This window comes from Intestinimonas sp. RTP31139st1_F5_RTP31139_211217, from assembly GCF_040226735.1.
Classification (GTDB): domain Bacteria; phylum Bacillota; class Clostridia; order Oscillospirales; family Oscillospiraceae; genus Intestinimonas; species Intestinimonas butyriciproducens.
Genome location: NZ_JBCOAQ010000007.1, coordinates 43,539 through 64,462, shown reverse-complemented (window position 1 = coordinate 64,462; position 20,924 = coordinate 43,539). Strand labels below are relative to the sequence as shown.

The window sequence follows — 20,924 nt, the reverse complement described above, 5'->3', positions numbered from 1 at the left end:
AATTATGTTAAATTACAATCTGCCGCTGACTGAAGCTGAATCAGAATTTGCTGCCGAACATCACTCCGTTATCTATGGGTATCTGCGCAAGGCGGGGCTGCCGGAGGATGACTTTTACGATGTTGTGGTCTTTGGCTACCTGCGGGCAGTCCGCAAATATCTGGCCCGGCCAGAACTGCGCAAGTACAGCTTTTCCACCATTGCCTACCGGGCCATGAGCTGCGATGTCCACCACTCCAAGGAGTATTGGATGCGCAAGAAGCGCCGTGCCCTGGTAGAGTCCCTGGATGAAGAGCTTCATACCCGGGATCTGCTGGACCCCGTATCGGCGGCCTATGAAAATGTGCTGTCTTTTCAGGAACTCTCCGGCAAGCTGACGCAAAAGCAGCGGCAGATCGCCGCATTGCGCGCACAGGGCTACCACGACCTGGAGATTGCCCGTATGTTTCAGGTCAAACCCGGTGAAATCAAGCTGGAGATGGACCAGGCGCGCTCGAAGGTCGTGCCGTTCCCCACGGAAACCGCCGCACTTGCGGCTTAAATTCAGGAGGTATCCTATGTCGAACATGAGCTACTGCCGATTCCAAAACACCTATGGAGATGCGGCCGAGTGTCTGGACGCACTGGAGCAGCAAAAAGAACTCAGCGGCGACGAGTACAACGCCGCCCGGAATATGTTCCTGGAATTTCTGCGCTTCTGTGTAGATATGGAGATCATCGAGGATTTCGATAAGGAGCGCTTTGGCGAATACCTCGGCGAGCTTCGCACCGGGAGGGACTGACATGGCAAATTGCCTTGAGATCACTCTCTGGTATCCGGAAGACAAATTCAATGCGCTATCCACTGCACTGGAGCCTGCGGGCTCCAGTGTGGAGGAAGAGCTGGGCAGGGTCTTGACGGAACTCTACGAACGCCTGGTCCCATCCGAACAGCGCGTTGAGATTGCCGAAAAGCTGGCCCGGGAGGAACAGCATGAAGCGGAGGAGCGGGTGCGGCACGAGGCGGAGACCTACCGCGTGTCCGTCCTCAAGCTGACCGCCGGCCGGGCCTGCGAGTACCATAAGCTCACGCGGGCCTGGGACCTCCTTGCCCTGGCCGCCTTTATCCGGGAGACGGTGCGAAAGTCGCCGTCATCCCCAAGCGGCGATTTTCGTTCCAGGCTGGGAGAGACGGAACGCCTTTCTACTCAAGACTTTGCCGAGCTGTCGATGGCGCGCTTTCGCAATGATCCTCATGTGAACGGTGCCTTCCAGGTCGATTTTCCCTCCGGAAGGTTTTCCTTTGTCATGCCCGGCGAGGGCTGGCGGAGCTATGCGCTCAAAGACATCTCCGCCGCTATTTACAAAGCGGGGCGGAAAAGCGGCCTGTCCAAGCTGGAAAGGCTTCACCGATTCTTCGACGCTCTGACCGACAAGCTGTATTTCACCTCGGAGGTTGAGTGGAACGGAGGCTCCGGCGATGTGTAAAGATTCGGAAAAGGACTGTAACACCTGCCGCCACAATCCCGGCTGCCTGAAAAAGGGGCTGGCAGTCTTTCTCCTGTTCATCCAGACTGGCCGCGACCGGGAGCTCTCCCGTGACCCTGACGGCCATCTGAAGACGGCATTTCGGTGCCGGGACTGGGAGGAGAAAGCGCCATGAGCTACACTGGCGGCGGCCCGTATTACGCGCAGCAGTACCCGGAGTACAACGGCATTCTGTGGAATGGGCGCTGTGGAAATCCTGAGTGCATATATCACTGGCATCCTCCAGAGGATGCTCCGGCGGAGCCTTCCCACAAGGAGGGCAGCTCCGGATGATGAAACTGTTCCGAGTCCATCATGTCCATGCCAATGGGCTGGAAACCCTGGCGCTGACGGTCAGCGCCGGCGGTCTGAAAAGCGCGGTCAAGCGGGTGCGCGAGCACCCCTTGATCCGGCTGCCAAATGGGACTTACTACATCTTTGAAGCAGGCAATTACAGTGATGGCCTGCAAATCACATTCTCATGATCAAGAGGAGGACAACCTTATGTTAAACCGTATCACTATGACCGGCCGCCTGGTTGCAGACCCTGAGCTGCGCCGCACCCAAAGCGGCGTCTCCGTCACCTCTTTCCGGATTGCCAATGACCGGGATTATGGCAAGGGCGAGGAGAAAGAGACGGACTTTTTCGATGTCGTGGCCTGGAGATCCACCGCTGAGTTTATCTGCAAGTATTTCACCAAGGGGCGCATGATCTCGGTGGACGGCCGGCTTCAGACAAGAGGCTGGAAAGACCGGGAAGGCAACAACCGCGTCAGCATTGAGATTCTTGTGGACAACGCCTACTTTGCCGACAGCAAGAAGGATGATGCCGCCGGCGACTTCCCCGCCGACGACCAGTTTGCGGGCTACGGCGCCTATCAGGGCTCTGTGCCGGGCGGCGGCGATGACTTTGCGCCGGATTTCTAATTCCGGCAAAACAACACGCGGGGGAGGCTTCGTCCTCTCCCGCGCTGTATTTCTTCCCTGCAAAAGCAAATATACCAAGATACAGGAGACGATGATACATGAGCTTTCCGGAACAGGATCGCGCAGTACAGATATTGGAGAAAGAGTTCGGCCCCCGCTGGAAACAGATTGTCCAGGAACTGGGGACCAAAGAGCTTCGCCAGCGTGTGGGTAAGGAACTCACTTCTTTTATGGCTTTCCCGGAACGCGGCAGCGGCGGGAACAACAAGTGGCGTGGAAACTGCTCGCCGGAGGTCGTGCGGGCGATTCTCCGCTATGTGCTTGAGTGCAAGCATTACTACGGGAAGCAGACACAGGACTTTACGCTCCTTGATCCTATGTCCGGCTCTGGGACGAGCCAGGCGGCGGCGCAGAGCCTTGGTGTGCGCTCGCTTCTGTATGACCTCAATCCCGCCCCTGCCTGCGGTATTGGCGGATGGGATGCGCTGCGGGACGAAGTGGACGATTCGGCAGATTTGATTTTTCTCCACCCGCCCTACCATAATCTGATCCCTTACTCCGGAAATATGTGGGGCACGCCGCATAAGGATGACCTTTCCAGGTGTTCCAGCTATCCCGAGTTTGTGGAAAAGCTGAATTACATTGTCCAGAAGCTCTTTATGGCCCTGCGCAGGGACGGCCGGCTTGCCATCCTGGTTGGGGACATCCGCACCAAAGGGAGTTTCTACTCTATGCAGCATGACCTTATGCGCGTGGGACAGATGGAAGCGTTCATCGTAAAAGGGCAATACAACTGCGTCAGCGACACCCGCAGCTACAAAAAGCCATTCATCCCTGTGGTAACGGAGTATTTGCTCCTTTTCCATAAACAGGATGCACTCTTTTTCCCTTTCGCGGTGCGCCGGGAGACCACCGTGGATCTACGGAAGGAGGACATCCCTGGCTTGACTTGGCACCACCTGATTCGGTTGACCATGGAGGAGCTGAGCGGCCGCGCCAAGCTGTCCGACTTGGGAGACCGTCTGGCCGCTCACCCAAAAGCAAAGAAAAACCCGCATTTTCGGGATCGCATACGGGCCACCGCCTATGAGCACCCGGGACAATATATTTCCTGCGGAAACGGCTTCTATGCCCTGAATTATGCCGTGGCCTAAATCAAAAACAGGAGGCAGAGATCTCAATGAAGATCACAAAAGAAGAGAAGATGTATCTTGAACGCTGCGGATATGGCAGAAAAGACTTCGCCCAGATCCAAGAAGCCACCAGAAGAGACAAAACAACTTACGAGATGGACGGCGCCCCTATTACCAGAGATGAGGCCGTCACCCGTTTGGGCCGCCTGGACTACCTATCCGGTATCGCCAGGAGTGCATTTCACTTCACAGCCATGCGTATCACGGAGGACGGGAAAGTAATCCTGTTCGACTCGTCCAGGCTGTTTGGAAAGGAATAGTACAATGGACAATCCATACTTAAAAGCTCAATGCCAAAACATGGTCTCCGCCCTCGCCGCCTTTTCCACAGCCTGCGAACTGGCGGCCTATGAAGATGACGGGTCCCTTTCCAAAGAGGAACTTCGTCAACTGCGGAGAATCCACGCCGCTGCCGCCCGTTTTCAAGCGGAGCTTCAGCGAGAAATGGAGAAGCGCCATGTCCCAACCGCCAAGCGCCTCTCCGCTGGATGCAGGTCACAGAAGGACGGTGAATACGATGCTCTTATCTGAGCCTGGAAAAGTCATCCGCTGCGCAGATCACCTCCAGGTTTTACTGGCGCTGCCCGCGGAGACCATAGATTTGATTCTGGCCGCTCCAGGCAAGCAGGAGTTTTTTCAAAAAGGCCGGCCATCCGATTACCTGTTTCGGAGGACTGCGGTTGAGCTCTTACGGGTTTTGAAGCCGGGCGGGGTGCTGGTCTGGCATGTCCCCAATGAGCGCGGGGAGGCCACCTTTTCCACCGCGCAATTCCGTCAGGTAGTCTACTTTCAATCAATCCAGTTGAGACTGATCGACACCATCCTTGTGGAAAAGGAAAGGAACACGCCGCCCACCCCTGTCCGATATGGAGACGCTTTTGAGTCCATGTATATCCTCGCAAAGGGCAAGCCCAAGACCGTTCATATTTTGAAAGACAAGCCCAACAAGTGGGCAGGTACAAAGACCTGGGGATGCCTCACCAAGCGTGAAGTGAACGGCACGCTCACTCCAAAAGGCCGAAAGACGATTCAGAAATTCGGCGCCCGCACAAATGTCTGGCACTACGGCACTGTTTTACCGATGGAGAGCGAGCTGTTCGGCGGCAAAGCTGTGAGCCTATCAGAACGGCTGGCCGAAGATCACATCCGGACCTGGAGCAACGAGGGTGATCTGGTGCTCGCTCCATTTGACAAGGACGGCACCGTGGCAAAAATAGCGCCGCTGTTGGAGCGGCGCTGGCTGTCGCTCCAAAATGCGGCAGACTGCGATGGCCTGAGAGACAACGCGGGATAAGATTGATCCCGAAGAGGATTTCGATCATAACAGGACTTTGAAAATGACAAAGGAAGGAAAGTAATATGCGTACTTATTTTCGCTCTTTAAGCGATGTGCTGGGCTCTCCCCTGGCACAGACCGCGCAGACATTCTCCCCCCGGCACGCCGGCGGACATCGGGTGCTGAAATCAACCAAACTGGAGGACGCGGCATACCGGGACCTGCGCCGGGGTGATAACGAGCTGGATGCGCTGGAAAAAGCCTGCGGCGAAAAGCTGTCCACCTTTCCCGCTCTGAGCAGGGACATCTATCAGAGCTTTTATTCCCTGAATGTGCGGCGGCAGCCAGAAGATGCCATTTCCGAGCAGGCCCGCCGCTTCAATGCACCGATCCTAAATGAGGTGATGGACGGCGAGGACTATCCCGCCATCAAAGCCGCCTGTGAGGGGCGGCAGCTCCCCGCCTATGAGGCCGCTTCGGAATTTATCAGTCAGGTGGCTGGAAACCTGGATGAGCTGCTGGAAAAAGCCAGTGGAAAAAAAGGGGCGCTGAATACCCTGGAGCGCCTGGAACAAAAAAGGGACAGGAGCATGGAGGAGCTTCAAAAACTGATGAAGCAAATCGCACAGGCCGGCCCTGAGCAGCTTCCCGAACTGGAGAAGCAGGCCGTCAAGGCTGCCAATCAGGCCCAGAGCCAGGTCAACCAGACGGAAGCCGTGGGCCATATGGTCCGCGACCAGATGCTCCAAAATAAAGAGGCCGTCTCCGGCTGTTTTGCACAGGCGGTACGGGCGGCGGCACAGAAAGCCGAAAGCGTTTCGTCGGCGCTTCTGGCCTGGGGCTACGGCCCTGACAGCAATGATCCGGAGCGGAGAGCGGCGGACCTGGAGTTGGCCGCCCGCGTCGGCAAGAGTCCCACGCTCATGGAGGTGGCCCGCTATCTGGGGCGCCTGAAGGAGCTGATGGACGGCAAGCGCAAAAACGGCTATGCCTATGGCCGCGGCGAGAAGTACAGCCTGGAGCTGGGCGGCGACATCAACAGGGCCATTGCCTCGGAGTTCGCCATGCTTGCCGCGCCGGAGACGCTGCCGCTTTTCCTGCGCAAGCTCCAGCGAAAGGCACTCAAGCAGTACCAGCGCCGGGAGCCCATCTGCAAGGGAAGCGGCGACATCATCTGTATGCTGGACGAGTCCAGTTCTGCGGAGAGCCAAGCACCCTGGTGTAAGGCGGTGGCCCTGGCCCTGCTGGACATTGCCATGCGGGACCAGCGCCGGTTTGCCGTGATCCATTTTGCCGGGGTTGGAGATGTTCAGACTGATCTCTTCCTGCCGGGGCAGTACGACCGTGAGGATGTTCTGCGCTGTGCCGAGACCTTCCTAAACGGAAACACCGACTACGAGACGCCGCTGCGGGAGGCCCTGCGCCTCATGGAGCAGGAGGGCTTTGAAAATGCCGACATGGTGTTCGTCACGGACGGTGAATGTGTTTTGCCGGACAGTTTCCTGGAAAAGCTGAAGGCGGAACAGTCCGCCAGAGGCTTCCAGATCACCGGCATCCTGCTGGATCAGGAGGACGCCGGGTTTGAGTTCAGCCTCCGGGAGTTCTGCACCAATGTCTACCGCACCAGCCAGCTCTCCCGCGATCAAATCGCGGAGCAGCTGGTGGTGAGCCGGGTGGCATAGCGGCGAGAAAACATCTTATTACACAGAGAACACGGACGGAGAGTTGCGAACTATCCGTCCGTGTCACTCTGCCGCCAAAGGCGTCTCGCCGCGAATCTCCAGACTTGCCTCATTCACCATCTCGACTTGATTTATCTCTAAAATCTGATTATACTAACAACAAATACAGAACTTAAAATCGCTTTGGAAAAGGAGTGTGCCGCATGGATCACAAGCTCCGGTTATATCATGTTGGTCCTATTCAAGAATGTGATTTGGACCTGAACGACTTCACCGTTTTGACTGGCCCGCAGTCCAGCGGAAAAAGCACCGTTGCAAAAGCCGTCTATTTTTTCAGGACGGTCAAACAGGATATTTTGAATATTATCATGCAGGGAGGCCCGCAAGCAGTATCGGACCGGGATGACGCTTCCTGGTCCATGGTCTTGGAACAGCGCCTGAAGAACAAATTCCTGCAGCTTTTTGGGACCTCCTGGGTCATGCCGCTGGATATGAAGATGGAATACACCTATAAAAAGAATGTCTCTATCCGGGTATCCCTGACTGAAAATTATGATGATCCCCTGAAAAACTATATCGAAATTGAATTTAGCGGCTCTGTGAAAGAGTATTTCACAGAGCTGGGCTGGCGGAATTTTTCCAATATCTCTCCCGGCCAGAGGGACTATGCCGAGAAACAGCTCAGCCAGTTGTTTAATGATCCGTATGAAACCGTCTTTATTCCGGCCGGGCGCAATTTGATTACACTGCTGAGCGCGCAGCTCAACTATATTTTTACTTCGCTGGAGGAGTCCCAACTCCGTAATATCGACTATATCACCAAGCGATACACGGAATTGATCCTAAAGCTCAAGCCGACCTTCGGCTACGGGATGGATGGCGTTATCCGGGAAATTGAGGCTGACCCGATTCGGCTGAAAAAGTACAAGGAGATCAGGCCCGCGGTCAACCTCTTGAGAACAGCCGCGGAGCAGGTGTTGAACGGCAGCTACCGATATACGGAAAATGAGGAGCGTCTATATCTTTCAGACGGCAAATATGTGAAAATCAACCTGGCTTCCTCCGGCCAGCAGGAAGTTGTGTGGCTTTTTAACCTTCTGTTCTATTATCTGATTGAGCAGAGAAAGGTGTTCCTGATCGTGGAAGAGCCGGAGTCCCACCTTTATCCGGCCTCCCAGCAGACAATCTCCCATGTGCTCGCTTTGATGCTTACCAGCGGGAACACAGGCATCGTGACCACACACAGCCCCTATGTGCTCAGCACACTGAACTATCTGATGCTCGCCGGCCAGGTTCCTGTTCAGCGTCAAGAAGAGGTCAAGCCGCGTCTCAACAAGAGGTTTTGGCTTGATGCGGAAAGATCAAACGCCTATTATATTCATGACGGCAAGCTGGAAACGGCTGTGAACGAGGATGATGGGCTGAAGCTGATCAAGAATGAACTGATTGACGGCGCCTCCACTGAGATCAATGCGTTAAGCGATTTCCTTCTCGGATTTTTGTTTTCTGAGGAGGGATAGGTATGTGCTGCAACATCAATGATTTTACGCCGCATCGGGCGGGACAGCACTCCGTATTTACTTCGGCGGAAAATCGCTGTACCCATGTCGGCAAGAACAAAAATAGGCACATGATCCGGCAGTTCAAGGTGGATGGAGAGGTGGTCGCAGCGGGGGATATGTCTCCGCGCTGTGATTATCTCCTTTTGAACGATGATGCAAAGACTTCCTACTACATCGAATTGAAGGGCTCCGATCTGGTCAAGGCCATTGAGCAGATTGAGACTACCGTCGCCATGATTGCCCCCTCCATTCCGGAATATGCAGTCCTGCGCCGTATCGTTTTCAGAACGGGTACCCATGGAATACAAACCAGGCCCGTACTCTCCTGGAAAAGGAAGCATGGAAATACCGTCGTCATCAAAGAGCGGCTTTTAGAGGAAACGATCTGATTCATCTTGCGAAGGATCGGCGCACCGGGGAGTTCAAATTGCCGCCCGGTGCCGGTCCTGCTGTTTTCTCAAAAATAAAAAGCCCCTTGGAGGCGCATCGCATACTCAACGGCAAGTTGCAAGTTCCTTTTTTCTTACTATAATCAAGCAGAAAGAGGTGAAACCAAAATGGCAGACAGTCGCTATGTTCTTATGCACAAAAATACACCTGTGGCCGACCTCCAATTGGATACGGACACCGGTGTGATCCGGTCTGTCGGCCATGTTTATAACGCGCTCCATGTTCCGGTAGGTATCCCTGTGAAAAAGGGAGTCATTGACAGGAGCGCCCTCAATACATGGTGGACCGGCCGGGCCATTCCAGCCAGCCGTGACCGCATCCGGGATGCCCTGCGAGAGTTGGAGTTGGCCTCCACACAACTGCTCCTGGACAAATGCCTGGGGCTAAGCCTGTCCGACCAATATTGGATCTGCCCGACATCCAGCGGCGTGCGCTGGGAGGAGGTAAACTTCTTTCAAAACGCCTTTTCCGATGATGTGGGCAATATCCTGCTCGGCCGCGGCTCATCCAGCGGCCGGGTAAGCCTGATGTCCCCGGACAACACCTCGGACGGTTGGCTGAAGAAAAAGTGGGCCATTCTGGATGAGCGCCGGTGCCTGATGAAGGGCGGAAGCGGCGCCACCCAGCAGGAGCCCTACAATGAGGTGCTGGCCAGTTCCGTGATGGAGCGTCTGGGTATCCCCCATGTGACCTATACGCTGACGGTCCAGGAGGACTACCCGTACAGCGTATGTGAGGACTTTATCACCCCGGAAACCGAGTTGATCCCAGCGTGGTATATCATGCAGACGGTAAAGCGGCCCAATCATGTCTCGGTCTATCAGCATTATATGGACTGCTGTGAAGCCCTTGGTATTCCCGGCGTCCGGGAGGCCGTGGACCGGATGATCGTACTGGACTACCTGATCGTCAACGAGGACCGGCACCAAAATAACTTCGGCGTGGTACGCAACGCTGAGACGCTGGAGTATTTGGGCGCCGCCCCGATCTACGACAGCGGCACATCCCTGTGGTTTGACAAGCCCACCGGCATGGTGGGAAGCGGGCGGGTCACCTGCAAGCCGTTCAAGGACCGCCATGAGGAGCAGATCAAGCTGGTATCTTCCTTTGACTGGCTGGACCTGTCCAGGCTGGACAGTATCGAGGAGGAATGGATGGAGCTGACCAAGGGCTCCCTGTTCCTGGATGAAGCCCGCCGCATTGCTGTGGCCCGTGCCCTGCGTTGGCGCATTGAAACGCTCAAGGAGATCTCCCGCTGCGGCGTCTATGCCGTTCCGGGAACAGGCCATGATGTGACGGAGGATATTCGTTACAGCGGCCAAAGCGAACAATAATATCGGATCAAAGAACACAGGCCGGCAGCTTTGCGCTGTCGGCCTGTAAAACACAGTATGGGTTATTTACAAAAATCATTTAGCCTGGTCCCATACATGGGAGTGATGAGGCAGCGTCCGCATATTCTGGGAAACGGAGCCGCACCGCCTCAAAGAAGCAGGACTGAAACCCACAGCAGAATATCTCATCCGGCAGGAATGCCGCAGAGACCCGTTCATCCTCCGGTTGCTCCTGCCCATAGCCGTTCCACAGGTTAAATGCCAGCCTGGTGATTCTTTTGCTCGTACCAGTCTGCCAGCCGTCAGCCAGCGCCTCCGGGCAGATACACCACTCCCGCCAGTCAAATAAACGATGGAAGTGGCTCCTGGTATCTGGGCACAGCCCGCACAGATAGAGGAAAGAACGAAAATAGTTGTCTGGAGTACGCCCGGATGCTGCGGCCCGCTCCAATTTCTCACGGAAAAACGCTTCGTGCGCATCGTCATAAAAATGTACCGTCATGTATTCCTTCGATCTCCTTTCACCTGCCCTATGTAAGAGTAGATGGACACAAGCGCATCCAGGCCATCGTCTCTGCGCTTGAGCAGTGTCCGCGGCGCCAGATGCATTTCCCGCTGTAATTCTCCCCAAGTTTTCCCCTCAAAATAATATTTTCGGATCACTTCGGCCTGTTTTTCTTCTAATTGTGAGACATAGAACTCCAGCTTGGAGATCTGTTGTTCAACGGTATAAAGCTCCTGGGCGATCTCCATAATGGTTTCTTGGTTGAGTCGGTCTTTCTTGTCCCGGAACTGTGTGGCGATACGCATGGTCTTATCTGAGATAAATCCCGCCGGTCGAATGCCGTCGCTCACCGGCCGTGAAAGCGCCATGCTGTCGATCACCTCGCTGTCTGAAATCTTGGCGGGGTGTTCCTGCTCATAGCGAAGCAAGATGACTTTCTTCTTCAGCTCCGGATATTGCTTCAAGTCATCAATTACCTGTTCTCTTATTTTCGTTTGCTCCATGATGATCCCCCCGCCTTTCTTTCTGAAATAAAATTTTTCAGCACAAGGAGACATCATGCGAGGAATTCTTATCCAAGGCAAGAAAATTGGCACCGGAGAATAGGATAGCGGTAGACCAAGCTGTTGCCCTGCCATGGTGGAAAAGTGGAGGCGCAGACCTATTCATATTCCCCCATCTCATTCCATGCTTTGAAAGCAAATTTCGTCGCGATGTGGGTTCTTGTGCCGTTATCCACAGAATAGCGGTGCATCATGGTTTCCTTACGCTCCCAAAGTGGACTTAAAAGAGAATTTGCGGCGGAATATGTGTTATTTCGACATTATGGAGCGAAACAGTACCCGACTCCCTTGACTGTCTTGATATAATCGGTATCTTTAGGAGACAGGCCCATCTTCTTTCGTATAGAACAGATCAGGTCGTTAACGCTCTTACTGCCGTAGAGACTGCTCTCCCTCCAGACCCGTTCATAGATCAGTTCCCTGGAAAAGACGATAGAGGGATTGCTGGCCAGGAAATAGAGGAGCTTGAACTCCAGAGCTGTAAAGGAGAGCTGACTTCCGCGCATTGTGACCCTTTGGCGCAAGGGGTCCATCATCAGATCTTTATAAATGATACGGCCAGGCGGTGCGGCCTCCGTAGGGTATTCATCGGCCGACGGACGGCGAAGCAGGGCACAGACAGCGGCAGAGCACTCCTTGGGACTGTTTTCCGCAAGGCACATATCAAACCCTCGGTTCATAAAAGCCGCCCGAACATCAGATTTACCGATTGGGAACATAAGTAGAAGCGTATTCTTTGCGTGCCGAAGATCCAGCAGCAAACCAATCAGACGGGCAGCATCCTCGGTATCCGCGTCCAGAGCCACTACATCAAAGGTGCGGATCATCATTTGGCTGACCGCGTTTTGGATTGTCAAGGCGATGCAAGGATCAACCCCGTTTTTCCTCAATAAGGCTCGGATGCTCTCCGCCTGTGCTTGGCTTTCCTCAATTAGTAGAATACGCTTTCCTGAAATGACGCTGCTCGTAATTTCATCTCCTTTTTATGGAAAATGGATGTATTATACTCTCCTGAATTATGTTTAATTTCTGATAAATTTCTGTACTTGCGTCACGAGCAAAATGCCGGGAATAATGCCGGAGCACGGTTGAACAGCTTCAATTAAGGAACACCCCCTGCCAAAGCAGGGGGTGTTCCTTTCCAGCTTCTTTTAAGTGTGCTTATTCAGGAGCCGAAAGAATGAGGCGTTACGCCTGCCTCATACCTTTAGCCGCCTCTTTCAGCCGCTCAAAAGACTCCGCGCTGATGATGTGCTCAATCCTGCAGGCGTCGGCTTCCGCCACCTTGGGGTCAACCCCTGCGGCAATCAGCTTCTCTGTAAAAAAACAATGGCGCTCGTAGATGCTCTCCGCGACCTCCCGGCCCACATCCGTCAGGCATAGGGAGAAATCCTCATCCATGGTGAGAAAACCGCCGTCCTTTAGCAACGCCACCGCATGGCACACGCTGGGCTTGGAAACTCCCAGGTGTCGGGCCACATCCACGGAGCGCACCGTGCCCTTTTTCATATGAAGGATCAGGATGGCTTCCAGATAGTCCTCGCCTGAAGCGTGTAAGGATGCGGGATGCTGTCGCTTGCTGTTCTCCCTCATGCCAGTCTCCAGCCCTCGGCCTGTTCCCGGATCTCAATGAATCGCCGGTAAAGCCCGCCCTGGGCCATGAGCTCGTCGTGGGTACCCCGCTGAACGATGCGGCCGTCCTCCACCACCAGGATCTGGTCCGCGCTCTGGATGGTGGCCAGCCGATGGGCGATGGTAAGGATGGTTTTCCCCTTTGTCAAAGCGGACAGAGCCTGCTGAATCAGGTGCTCATTCTCCGGGTCTACGCTGGCGGTCGCTTCATCAAGGATGACGATAGGCGCGTTTTTGAGCATGGCGCGGGCGATGGAAATGCGCTGTTTCTCCCCGCCGGAGAGGGTGGAGCCGCCCTCTCCAATCACGGTATCATAGCCGTTCGGCAGGGCAGAGATGAAATCGTGGCAGCAGGCGGCCTTGGCAGCGGCCACCACCTGTTCATGGGTGGCGTCCGGGCAGCCGAACTTGATGTTGTTCTCCACCGTGTCATGGAACAGATACACCGTTTGGAACACCATGGAGATGTTTCTCAGCAAGCTCTCGCAGGTAAACTCCCGCACATCGTGTCCGCCCACGGAGACAGAGCCGGCATTCACATCATAAAACCGGGCAACCAAATTGCAGATGGTACTCTTTCCGGAGCCGGAGGGGCCAACGATGGCGGTAGTGGTCCCCTGGGGGGCGGTAAAGGATACATCGTGGAGCACCTCGCGGCCGCCGTAGCCGAAGGACACATGGCTCAGGGCCACATCGAAGCGCTCCGGCACGACCTCCTTTCCTCCCTTGTCAATGAAATCGGTTTGCTCCAGCTCCTCCAGACGGTCCAGCACCGAGTCCGTCACCGACAGGATGTGGGCCGCATCGTTGATGGCCTCCACACTGCCGAAGATGGTAAAGGAGAACAGGGCGATCATCAGGAAATACTGGAGGGGAAGGGCGCCGGCCAGGGCCTGCCAGCCGGCGGTGAGCACCAGCCCCACGGAAGCCGCCCGCAGAGCAAACAGGTGCAGACAGTTCCAGGGGACAAAGCCGAACTCATTTTTGATGCGGATGGCCTTGTTTGCCCGGCAGGCCTCCCGAAACCGCTGGACAGAAACGCCATCCTGGCCGAAGGACTTGACCACCGGCAGACCGTGAATGTACTCAATGGCCGCCCCGGACAGCGCCTCCTGAGCCCGGTGGCTCACCGGGGCGGTGCGGGCGCTCTGGCGGCCGATCCCCCGCAGAGCAAAGGCGGACACCAGCACACCGATCAGCGCCGCCAGCGCGGCAGGCGGGCAGAAAAACGCCACACACAGCAGGATCACGGCCACTTGGATATAGCCGTTCACCACCGCATCCACCATTTTCATGCTCTGGAGCTCCAGGGTGCTCAGTTCGGTGGTGAGGGCTGCCAAAATGTCTCCCAGGTCGTTTTTGGCGAAGTACCCCAGGGACACCCGCTTGAGCACATTCCCCAGCTCCATCCGCTGCTCTGCCGCCCGTTCCGTGCCGATACTCTCCTGAAGCCGGTTTTTCCAGTAGGTGAAGAAAAACCGCAGAAGAATCAGCACCACGATCCCGCCCAGGCACAGCCAGGGAAGGTGCGGAGACAGGCGCTCCTCTCCCCAGGCGTCCACAATCAGCTGTCCCAGCGCCCAAGCCGCCAGCACCACCGGCCCGGCGGTGCACCAGGTGGCGAAGAAGGAGCACACGAAGCCCAGCACCATTCGTTTCCGGTAGGCTCCGGCCCACCGCATGATCCGTCCTACACTGTGAAACATCTCACTGTCCCTCCTTTGCGCCCGATGTAACTGCCCAGCCTTGGGCTCCGATGTGGGCCTGCCACAGCTTCTGGTAAAGCAGGCAGCGGCGGAGCAGCTCCGCCTGGGTGCCCTGGTCCACGATATGCCCCTTTTCCAGCACCACGATCTGATCCGCGTTCTGGATGGTGCTCAGGCGGTGGGCGATGACCAGCAGGGTCTTCCCTTTGGAGAGGGCCATGATCGAGCTCTGGATTTTGTCCTCATTTTCCGGATCGGTAAACGCGGTGGCTTCGTCCAAAATCACAATGGGGGCGTCCTTCAAAATGGCGCGGGCGATGGCGATACGCTGGCGCTCCCCGCCGGAGAGCTGTCTGCCCGCCTCTCCCGCCGGGGTGTCCCAGCCCCGGTCCAGTCGGGCCAGAAACTCCTCACACTGGGCCGCCCTGGCCGCCGCCAGCACCTCCTCGTCCGAGGCGTCCGGCTTTCCCAGGCGGATGTTCTCCTTGAGAGAGCAGTCAAAGAGGAAGTTGTCCTGGGTGACGAAGCTGATGGCCTGGGAGAGCTGTTTCAGAGGCATTTCCCGGATGTCCCGCCCACCCAGGGTGATGGAGCCGGCCGTCACATCCCAGAAGCGGGCAGCCAGCCGGGCGATGGTGGACTTGCCGCCTCCTGAGGGCCCTACCAGGGCGGTGAAGCTCCCCTGGGGGATGTGCAGCTCCAGGTCATGGAGCACCTCCGCGCCCCCCGTCCCGCCATAGGAAAAGGCCACATTCCGAAACCGGATGCCGCTGCCGTCCAGATCCGCCTCCTGCTTCGCCTGAGAGAGCTGGGGCAGGTCCAGCAGCTCCCGGGTGTCCTTCACCGCAAACTGCATACTCTTCATGGAGTTGATGAATGCGGTAGCTCTCATGAGCGGGGAGACGATGCCCAGGGCCATCATCAGGCAGAGCGTCACCTGAGCTGGGTCCAGCACCCCGGTCTGGTAAAGATAGATGCCCACCGGGAGGGTCCCCAGCAGGGTGGTGGGCAGGATGGACAGGCACAGATTCATGGAGGCCCAGGTGCAGCGGAACCAGTTCAGGGTAAAGTCCCGGAAAGAGCTCACAGCCTGGGCGAACTTGGCGTAGGATCGCTCCCCCTGGCTGAAGGCCTTGACCACCTGGATGCCCTCCACATATTCCACGATGACGCTGTTGACATGGTTGTTGGCCGCCATATAGGCGGCATAGTTCTTGTTGTAGGACCGCATCCCCGCCGCCATGGGGACCAGGGCCACTGGGATGGTCACCAGCAAGGCCAGGCCCATCCGCCAGTCGATGGCGAACATGGCGATGACGACCGCCAGGGGCAGAAGCAGGTTAGAGCTCAGCTCTGGGATCATGTGGGCCAGGGGCGGCTCCACATCCTCGATGCGGTCCACGATGGTGCTCTTCATGGCCCCGATGGGCCGGGATTCCACCTCGCCCAGGGGCGCCCTCATGAGCTGATCTGCCACCTGGAGGCGAAGGCCCTCCAGAATGGTATAGGCGGATACATGGGCCAGCATGGTGGACAGGGCATAGCCCGCCACCTTGACGGCGTAGCCTGCCAGGCACACCCCACACCACAGCAGGATGCCCTCCAGGCCCGCCCGACGCTCCACAAACAGCCGCAGGATTTGATAGACTCCCAGATACGGCACAAAGCCTCCTGCCACGCTGACCACCGCCAGGGCCACCGAGGCGGCCATTTTGCCCCGGCAGGGTCCGGCATAGGAGAGCAGGATGCTCAGCCAGGTCCGTTCTTTCATCGGCAAGACTCCTCTCAAAAGAAATGACTGCGATTTGCTTTCGCTAACCGCAGCCATTGTAACTGATAAAAAAGCTCTTTTCCGCTCCGCTCCGCCGATCCTGTCCCGTTTGGACAGAAGAATTTATTGTCCCTCCCGGCGGTATTCCAGGGGCGTTTTACCCTTTACCGCCTTGAACGCGGCGGCAAATTTGCTGGCGCTGTCATACCCTACCCGGCCGGCGATCTCCGCCACGCCGGCATGGGGCTCCTGCCGGAGCAGGAGGGCCGCCCGGTCCATGCGCAGGCACCGCATATAGGTGTTGATGGGCTGGCCGTAGACCGATTTGAAGCACTCTTTCAAGGCCGTGGTCGGGATGGAAAAGCGCCGGGACAGCTCAGTGATGGTGTAGTGACGCTCCAGATCCCCGGTCAGCAGGCGGTGAATCGCTTTCATTTTCTCCACCTGCGTCTTGTAGAAGTAGGGCTTCTCCGACTCCGCGGGCAGTTCCAGGGCATCCAGATAGAGGAGCAGTTCCAGCGTCTTGATGCGGAAATAGGGGAGCTTGATCTGTTCCGGTACGGCATAGAGCTCCTGGAAGATATGATCCAGCGAAGGGGCCCCGTGGAGTACCTTGGGGTGGGGGCCGGAGCAGTATTTGTCTCGGAGGCGGTACAGGTCCACCGGAAAGTCCCGCACCCATTCGGCCAGGGCCTGGGCTGCCCGAGGCAGCTCCAGCCCCACCGTGATCCCGTGATAGTGGGAAAGTGGAAAGACAAAGTGCCCCCGGTGCTCCAGCCGCCGGTCCAGCTTCAGGTCCCCCGCTTCCACATAGGAATAAGCATCCGGTCCCGCCGGGTACTCCATCCGTCCCTGGCGGCAATAGTCGATGCACAGCAGATCTCCGGTAATGGTCAGGTCGGAGTCGTAATCCTCCATGTGGAAGTCGTTATACATCAAAGTGATCCCGGGGTACAGGTCGTACTGGGTCATGCTCCCATCCCCGGTGCCGCCCATCATCTGAAAGACCCGGCAATGATCATTTTCCACCACCACTTTTGGAAAGCCATTTCCCGCTATCATCTGCTCCAGCATAGTTCCCCTCCTTACAGATGCAGGACCCGGTCACAAGCCTGCTGCAAAAACTCCTGGTCATGTGTTACCACCAGCACGATGCGGCCCTGTCGGGCCAGATCCCGGATCACGCCGGACACCTCCACCATCCGGGCATAATCCAGGCCGCTGGTGGGCTCGTCAAAAATCAGCACCGGCTTTTCCGACAGCAGCGCGGTGGCCACCGCCAGCCGCTGTTTCTGTCCGCCAGAGAGCGCCATGGGGTGCCGCTCCCGAAAGGACAGCAGTTGAAGGCGATCCAGCACCTCGGCGATTTTTTCGTCCGGTGCATCCGGGGCGGATATTCGACACTCACCCCACACGCTGTCCGAAAAGAGCTGGTGGTTTACATCCTGCATCACGCAGAAGGCTGCCCGCTGCCGCTCCTTGCGTCCCAGGGGGCGGCCGTGAAGCCGGACAGTCCCTGCCTGCTCCCGCAGCAGCCCGCACAGACAGCGGGAGAGCGTGGTCTTACCCACGCCGTTGGGCCCGGTGACAGCCACTACCTCACCCGGCCGGACGGAAAAGGACAGCTCACGGAACACCGCCTCTCTTTTCTGAAAGGCGCAGGTCAGCCCCTCCACAGAGAGGCCTTCCCCGGACCCGGCCGGCTTCGCCGGTGGCAGGGTACAGGGGGCCGATGACAGCGTGCGCAGGCCCAGCCTCTCCCGTTCCTCATCAGTCAGCCGCTGAAACTCCTCACGGGTGAAGCGCCGGGACAGGCTCCCCTGCCTGATATACCATGCCTGGTCGATCAGGTCGGTAAGAAAGTAGAGTCGGTGTTCGGCAATGACCACCGTGCGCCCCTGCCGCTTCAGACCGGCGATCTCGTCGTGAAGGCGGGCGATGGCCTCCTGATCCAGATTGGCGGTTGGCTCGTCCAGCACAAAGATGTCCGGGCCCATGGCGTAGACCGAGCCAAAGGCCAGCAGCTGCTTTTGTCCACCAGAGAGCGAGAAGATGCTCTGCCCGCAGAGGCTCTCCAGCCCAAGGGCCTCCACGGTCTCCGCCACCCGGGCATGGATCTCTTCCGGCGGGCATCCTGCGTTCTCCAGCCCAAAGGCCAGCTCGCTGTCCGTGTCCAGATTGAAAAACTGGGACTTGGGATTCTGGAATACCGATCCCACCTTTCGGGCCAGCTGGTGCATGGGCGTCTTGGCGGGGTCCAGGCCGTCCACCTCCACCCGTCCCTCCAGGCGGCAGCCGGGGGTAAAGGCCGGGATCAGGCCGTTGATGAGCTTGGTCACCGTAGTCTTTCCACAGCCGGAGGCACCGCACAGCAGGACACATTCGCCCGGCCGGATGGCGGCGTTCAGGCCGGCCAGGGTCTCCCGGGAGCCGTCATAACCAAAGGAAACATACTCAAATGAGATCATTCCGAGGGTCCTCCTTATTGTACCACAAATGACAGCGCCAGCAACACAAGGCCCGCCGCCATCCCGGCCAGGTCCACCGGGGACAGCCGCAGGAAGACGGCGCTTGTCTTAGGCGCGGGGTCCTCAATTCCCCGGGTCACCGCCGCTGCGGAGAGCTCCTCCGCCGTCTCGGTGGCGGACACCATCAGAGGTATCACCGTGCCCTCCAGTCGGGCCAGCCCCCGGACATCCCGCAACTTCATGGCGTCCCGGATATAGCCCATCTCCTCCCGGATAGCGGGGAAGTATCGCAGAGTCACCGAGACGGCCACGATCAGCCGCTGGGGAACACGGAGCTGGCGCAGTCCCACGATGAAATACCGCAGAGGCGTACATTTCAGCATCAGCGATCCGGTCATCAGGCACGGAAACATCCGGCGGGCGTAGGTGGCAAAAATGGTAAAGCTGGTGGCGATAATCTTGGGAGAGGCGGGCAGGATGTACTGCTGAAAGAGCAGTAGGGCACAATAGCCCACCGCCCATTTGACCGCCATGGAATACTTCCCGTGGGCAGCCATCAGGAGCAGCAGCAGGCCGACCAGTGCCAGCTCCAGCCACAGGGTATGGGGGCGGAAGGCGATGATATTGGCGGCCACCAGAAGCCACAGGCCGGCCCGTGGGTCAAAGATGCGCCGCTCCATCTCAGACAAGGCCTGCCTTTTCAAAGTGCTTGCGGAACATGGCCCGGGCGATAAAGCCGCCAATGATCGCGCCCACAACAGGGGCCAGGAACAGCACCACCAGCATGGAGCTGGACGACAGTGCCGCCAGGGTGTTCACATAGTCTGCGGGCATCCCCTGTTCCGTGATCTGCCGCAGGAAGTCCTCCCGCATCAGCCAGATGGGCAGCGGAGAGCCCACCATGCCCAGGGAGAACAGGACGAAGGACACAAGGTTTCCCCGGATGCTGGTATAATGGGTACAGCCACGGACCAGTTCCCCCAGGCCGCAGGCAATGACAAAGGAGACCAGGATTACCGGGGTGAACTGGCCGGTGACGAAGTAGATCAGCCCGGTGATAAGGCCCATCAGCAGGACTGAACCCACCTTCTGCACCTTGGCGCACATCATCAGGTGTGGGATGCCGGTGAACAGGGCGATAAAGCCCGGCATCAAAATCCATAGCAGCGGGTGTAGCCCGCCCAGGAGCATAAAGGCAAAGTTTATGGCAAAGTAGATGGCGGAGAAGATTCCCACGGTGATGACATCCCTGCCGCCCATTCCGCGGCGGCTGTTTGATCCAGACATAGCACACACTCCTTCTTGGTTAGATAATGCTAACCGTTTGAATAAAGAATTGGACGCCATGCGTCCCTCAACATTGCATTATTTTAGCGAAAAGAAATCGTTCTGTCCGCTCCATATAGACGATTATGCTCTGTTTGGACAGACTTTTGTGAAAGCGGCGGGCTATTGTGATCTTGACTCAGATAGAAAAACGCAGTTACCCATAGAGGATAACTGCGTTTTTTCGGAAAAGGCTTCTCAGGTTATGGAGGCAGCTCGAACTTATAGCCGCTGTGGGGTACCGTGCGGATGGGGTTGCCCGGCCCCATCTTCCGGCGGAGCTGGCTGATGATGTTGGCCACGGCCGCGCCGCAATGCTCCGGGAACTCGTGCCATACGGCCTCGTAGATCTGTTCCTGCGTGAAGACCCAGCCAGGGCGCCGGGCCAGGTAGGCCAGCGTAAAGAACTCCAGATGCGTGAGGTGCAGGGAGCGGCCCCGCCACTTTACCGTCTGCTTGCGCAGGTGCAGCTCCAGGCCGGGAAAGGTGAGGGTGTGCTTCGTGGCGGGCGGCTCCACGATTTCAATTCCAGGCGCTTCCGCCAGGAAGTCCTTGAGCTTGTCCAGGAGCTGTTCCTCTCCATCTGTAATGGATAAAATCAGCAGCTTCCCCATGCGGGGACCACCTCTTCTTCTGATTTTCCACCGTTCATTCCGGCTCCACCGCCCCTTTTAACAATTCAAAGGACCGCTGGCTGATGGTGTGCTCCATCCGGCAGGCCTCCCGTTCCGCGGTCTGGGGATCGACCCCGGCTGCGACAAGCTGGCGAGTAAAGAAGCAGTGTTTCTCATAGGTCTGCTCGGCTACCTCCCGGCCCACATCCGTCAGGAACAAGAAAGAATTTTCGTCCATGGTGAGAAAACCACCCGCTTTCAAAGTGGAGACCGCATGACACACGCTGGGTTTTGATACATCAAGGTGCCGAGCCACATCCACGGAGCGCACCATGCCTTTTTCCTTTTGGAGCACCAGCACGGCCTCCAGATAGTCCTCACCGGATGCTCGTAATTTTATCGAAACCAC

The 20,924-nt window shown here is 57.2% G+C and carries 27 protein-coding genes; 15 read left to right on the top strand and 12 right to left on the bottom strand.

Going from position 1 to position 20,924, the window contains the following annotated elements; all coding sequences use genetic code 11:
- The first annotated feature begins 4 nt into the window (after window positions 1-4).
- The 15 genes from ABUA09_RS07275 to ABUA09_RS07205 all read left to right on the top strand — a co-directional run bounded on the left by ABUA09_RS07275 (window position 5) and on the right by ABUA09_RS07205 (window position 9,930).
- Entirely contained in the window at window positions 5-541 is a 537-nt protein-coding gene (locus tag ABUA09_RS07275; protein ID WP_009259427.1) for a sigma-70 RNA polymerase sigma factor region 4 domain-containing protein, read from the top strand.
- A gap of 16 nt (window positions 542-557) precedes the next feature.
- Complete coding sequence (locus ABUA09_RS07270; RefSeq protein ID WP_009259428.1) at window positions 558-782, top strand: hypothetical protein; 225 nt, start codon at window positions 558-560, stop codon at window positions 780-782.
- A gap of 1 nt (window position 783) precedes the next feature.
- The gene (locus ABUA09_RS07265) at window positions 784-1,467 is read left to right on the top strand and encodes a hypothetical protein (protein ID WP_009259429.1); all 684 of its coding nucleotides are present in this window, start codon (window positions 784-786) and stop codon (window positions 1,465-1,467) included.
- Window positions 1,460-1,642 (top strand): hypothetical protein, encoded by a 183-nt coding sequence (locus tag ABUA09_RS07260; RefSeq protein WP_009259430.1) that lies wholly within the window; start codon window positions 1,460-1,462, stop codon window positions 1,640-1,642. The genes ABUA09_RS07265 and ABUA09_RS07260 overlap by 8 nt, the downstream gene beginning before the upstream one ends.
- Complete coding sequence (locus ABUA09_RS07255; RefSeq protein ID WP_009259431.1) at window positions 1,639-1,800, top strand: hypothetical protein; 162 nt, start codon at window positions 1,639-1,641, stop codon at window positions 1,798-1,800. The genes ABUA09_RS07260 and ABUA09_RS07255 overlap by 4 nt, the downstream gene beginning before the upstream one ends.
- A complete protein-coding gene (locus tag ABUA09_RS07250; RefSeq protein WP_009259432.1) occupies window positions 1,797-1,991 on the top strand; it encodes a hypothetical protein in 195 nt (64 codons plus the stop codon). The genes ABUA09_RS07255 and ABUA09_RS07250 overlap by 4 nt, the downstream gene beginning before the upstream one ends.
- Before the next feature lie 19 nt (window positions 1,992-2,010).
- Window positions 2,011-2,433 carry a single-stranded DNA-binding protein gene (locus ABUA09_RS07245; RefSeq protein ID WP_009259433.1) on the top strand — a complete coding sequence of 141 codons (423 nt, stop codon included), beginning with the start codon at window positions 2,011-2,013 and terminating at the stop codon, window positions 2,431-2,433.
- A 98-nt stretch (window positions 2,434-2,531) separates the two neighbouring features.
- The gene (locus tag ABUA09_RS07240) at window positions 2,532-3,587 is read left to right on the top strand and encodes a TRM11 family methyltransferase (RefSeq protein ID WP_009259434.1); all 1,056 of its coding nucleotides are present in this window, start codon (window positions 2,532-2,534) and stop codon (window positions 3,585-3,587) included.
- Window positions 3,588-3,613: 26 nt separating this feature from the next.
- Complete coding sequence (locus tag ABUA09_RS07235; protein WP_009259435.1) at window positions 3,614-3,886, top strand: hypothetical protein; 273 nt, start codon at window positions 3,614-3,616, stop codon at window positions 3,884-3,886.
- Window positions 3,887-3,890: 4 nt separating this feature from the next.
- Window positions 3,891-4,157, top strand: coding sequence for a hypothetical protein (locus ABUA09_RS07230; protein ID WP_009259436.1), 267 nt, complete (start codon window positions 3,891-3,893; stop codon window positions 4,155-4,157).
- Complete coding sequence (locus tag ABUA09_RS07225; protein ID WP_009259437.1) at window positions 4,144-4,920, top strand: DNA methyltransferase; 777 nt, start codon at window positions 4,144-4,146, stop codon at window positions 4,918-4,920. Before ABUA09_RS07230 ends, ABUA09_RS07225 begins: the two co-directional genes overlap by 14 nt.
- 65 nt (window positions 4,921-4,985) lie before the next feature.
- Window positions 4,986-6,584, top strand: coding sequence for a vWA domain-containing protein (locus tag ABUA09_RS07220; protein ID WP_009259438.1), 1,599 nt, complete (start codon window positions 4,986-4,988; stop codon window positions 6,582-6,584).
- A 203-nt stretch (window positions 6,585-6,787) separates the two neighbouring features.
- Window positions 6,788-8,104, top strand: coding sequence for an AAA family ATPase (locus ABUA09_RS07215; protein ID WP_009259439.1), 1,317 nt, complete (start codon window positions 6,788-6,790; stop codon window positions 8,102-8,104).
- 2 nt (window positions 8,105-8,106) lie between these two features.
- Window positions 8,107-8,535 carry a hypothetical protein gene (locus ABUA09_RS07210; protein ID WP_009259440.1) on the top strand — a complete coding sequence of 143 codons (429 nt, stop codon included), beginning with the start codon at window positions 8,107-8,109 and terminating at the stop codon, window positions 8,533-8,535.
- 168 nt (window positions 8,536-8,703) lie between these two features.
- Entirely contained in the window at window positions 8,704-9,930 is a 1,227-nt protein-coding gene (locus tag ABUA09_RS07205; RefSeq protein ID WP_009259441.1) for a HipA domain-containing protein, read from the top strand.
- A 79-nt stretch (window positions 9,931-10,009) separates the two neighbouring features.
- On the opposite strand, the gene ABUA09_RS07200 is transcribed toward ABUA09_RS07205, so the two are convergent.
- The 12 genes from ABUA09_RS07200 to ABUA09_RS07145 form a co-directional block, all read right to left on the bottom strand.
- Window positions 10,010-10,432, bottom strand: coding sequence for a DUF6075 family protein (locus ABUA09_RS07200; protein WP_009259442.1), 423 nt, complete (start codon window positions 10,430-10,432; stop codon window positions 10,010-10,012).
- On the bottom strand, window positions 10,429-10,938 hold the full coding sequence (locus ABUA09_RS07195; protein WP_009259443.1) for a hypothetical protein: 510 nt from the start codon (window positions 10,936-10,938) through the stop codon (window positions 10,429-10,431). The genes ABUA09_RS07200 and ABUA09_RS07195 overlap by 4 nt, the downstream gene beginning before the upstream one ends.
- A gap of 320 nt (window positions 10,939-11,258) precedes the next feature.
- Entirely contained in the window at window positions 11,259-11,828 is a 570-nt protein-coding gene (locus ABUA09_RS07190) for a response regulator transcription factor (RefSeq protein ID WP_009259444.1), read from the bottom strand.
- Between the two features lie 358 nt (window positions 11,829-12,186).
- Entirely contained in the window at window positions 12,187-12,591 is a 405-nt protein-coding gene (locus ABUA09_RS07185) for a metal-dependent transcriptional regulator (RefSeq protein ID WP_009259445.1), read from the bottom strand.
- Window positions 12,588-14,336: an ABC transporter ATP-binding protein gene (locus ABUA09_RS07180; protein WP_009259446.1), complete on the bottom strand. Its 1,749-nt coding sequence runs from the start codon at window positions 14,334-14,336 to the stop codon at window positions 12,588-12,590. The genes ABUA09_RS07185 and ABUA09_RS07180 overlap by 4 nt, the downstream gene beginning before the upstream one ends.
- A gap of 1 nt (window position 14,337) precedes the next feature.
- A complete protein-coding gene (locus ABUA09_RS07175; RefSeq protein ID WP_009259447.1) occupies window positions 14,338-16,107 on the bottom strand; it encodes an ABC transporter ATP-binding protein in 1,770 nt (589 codons plus the stop codon).
- Window positions 16,108-16,230: 123 nt separating this feature from the next.
- Window positions 16,231-17,181, bottom strand: a complete 951-nt coding sequence (locus ABUA09_RS07170) for an AraC family transcriptional regulator (protein ID WP_009259448.1) — start codon at window positions 17,179-17,181, stop codon at window positions 16,231-16,233.
- A gap of 11 nt (window positions 17,182-17,192) precedes the next feature.
- Entirely contained in the window at window positions 17,193-18,575 is a 1,383-nt protein-coding gene (locus tag ABUA09_RS07165) for an ABC transporter ATP-binding protein (protein WP_009259449.1), read from the bottom strand.
- A 14-nt stretch (window positions 18,576-18,589) separates the two neighbouring features.
- Complete coding sequence (locus ABUA09_RS07160) at window positions 18,590-19,255, bottom strand: energy-coupling factor transporter transmembrane component T (protein WP_034565448.1); 666 nt, start codon at window positions 19,253-19,255, stop codon at window positions 18,590-18,592.
- Between the two features lies 1 nt (window position 19,256).
- A complete protein-coding gene (locus ABUA09_RS07155; RefSeq protein ID WP_024723491.1) occupies window positions 19,257-19,862 on the bottom strand; it encodes an MptD family putative ECF transporter S component in 606 nt (201 codons plus the stop codon).
- Between the two features lie 242 nt (window positions 19,863-20,104).
- Window positions 20,105-20,515 (bottom strand): winged helix-turn-helix domain-containing protein, encoded by a 411-nt coding sequence (locus tag ABUA09_RS07150; RefSeq protein WP_009259453.1) that lies wholly within the window; start codon window positions 20,513-20,515, stop codon window positions 20,105-20,107.
- 34 nt (window positions 20,516-20,549) lie between these two features.
- On the bottom strand, window positions 20,550-20,915 hold the full coding sequence (locus ABUA09_RS07145) for a metal-dependent transcriptional regulator (protein WP_024723492.1): 366 nt from the start codon (window positions 20,913-20,915) through the stop codon (window positions 20,550-20,552).
- Between the last annotated feature and the right edge of the window lie 9 nt (window positions 20,916-20,924).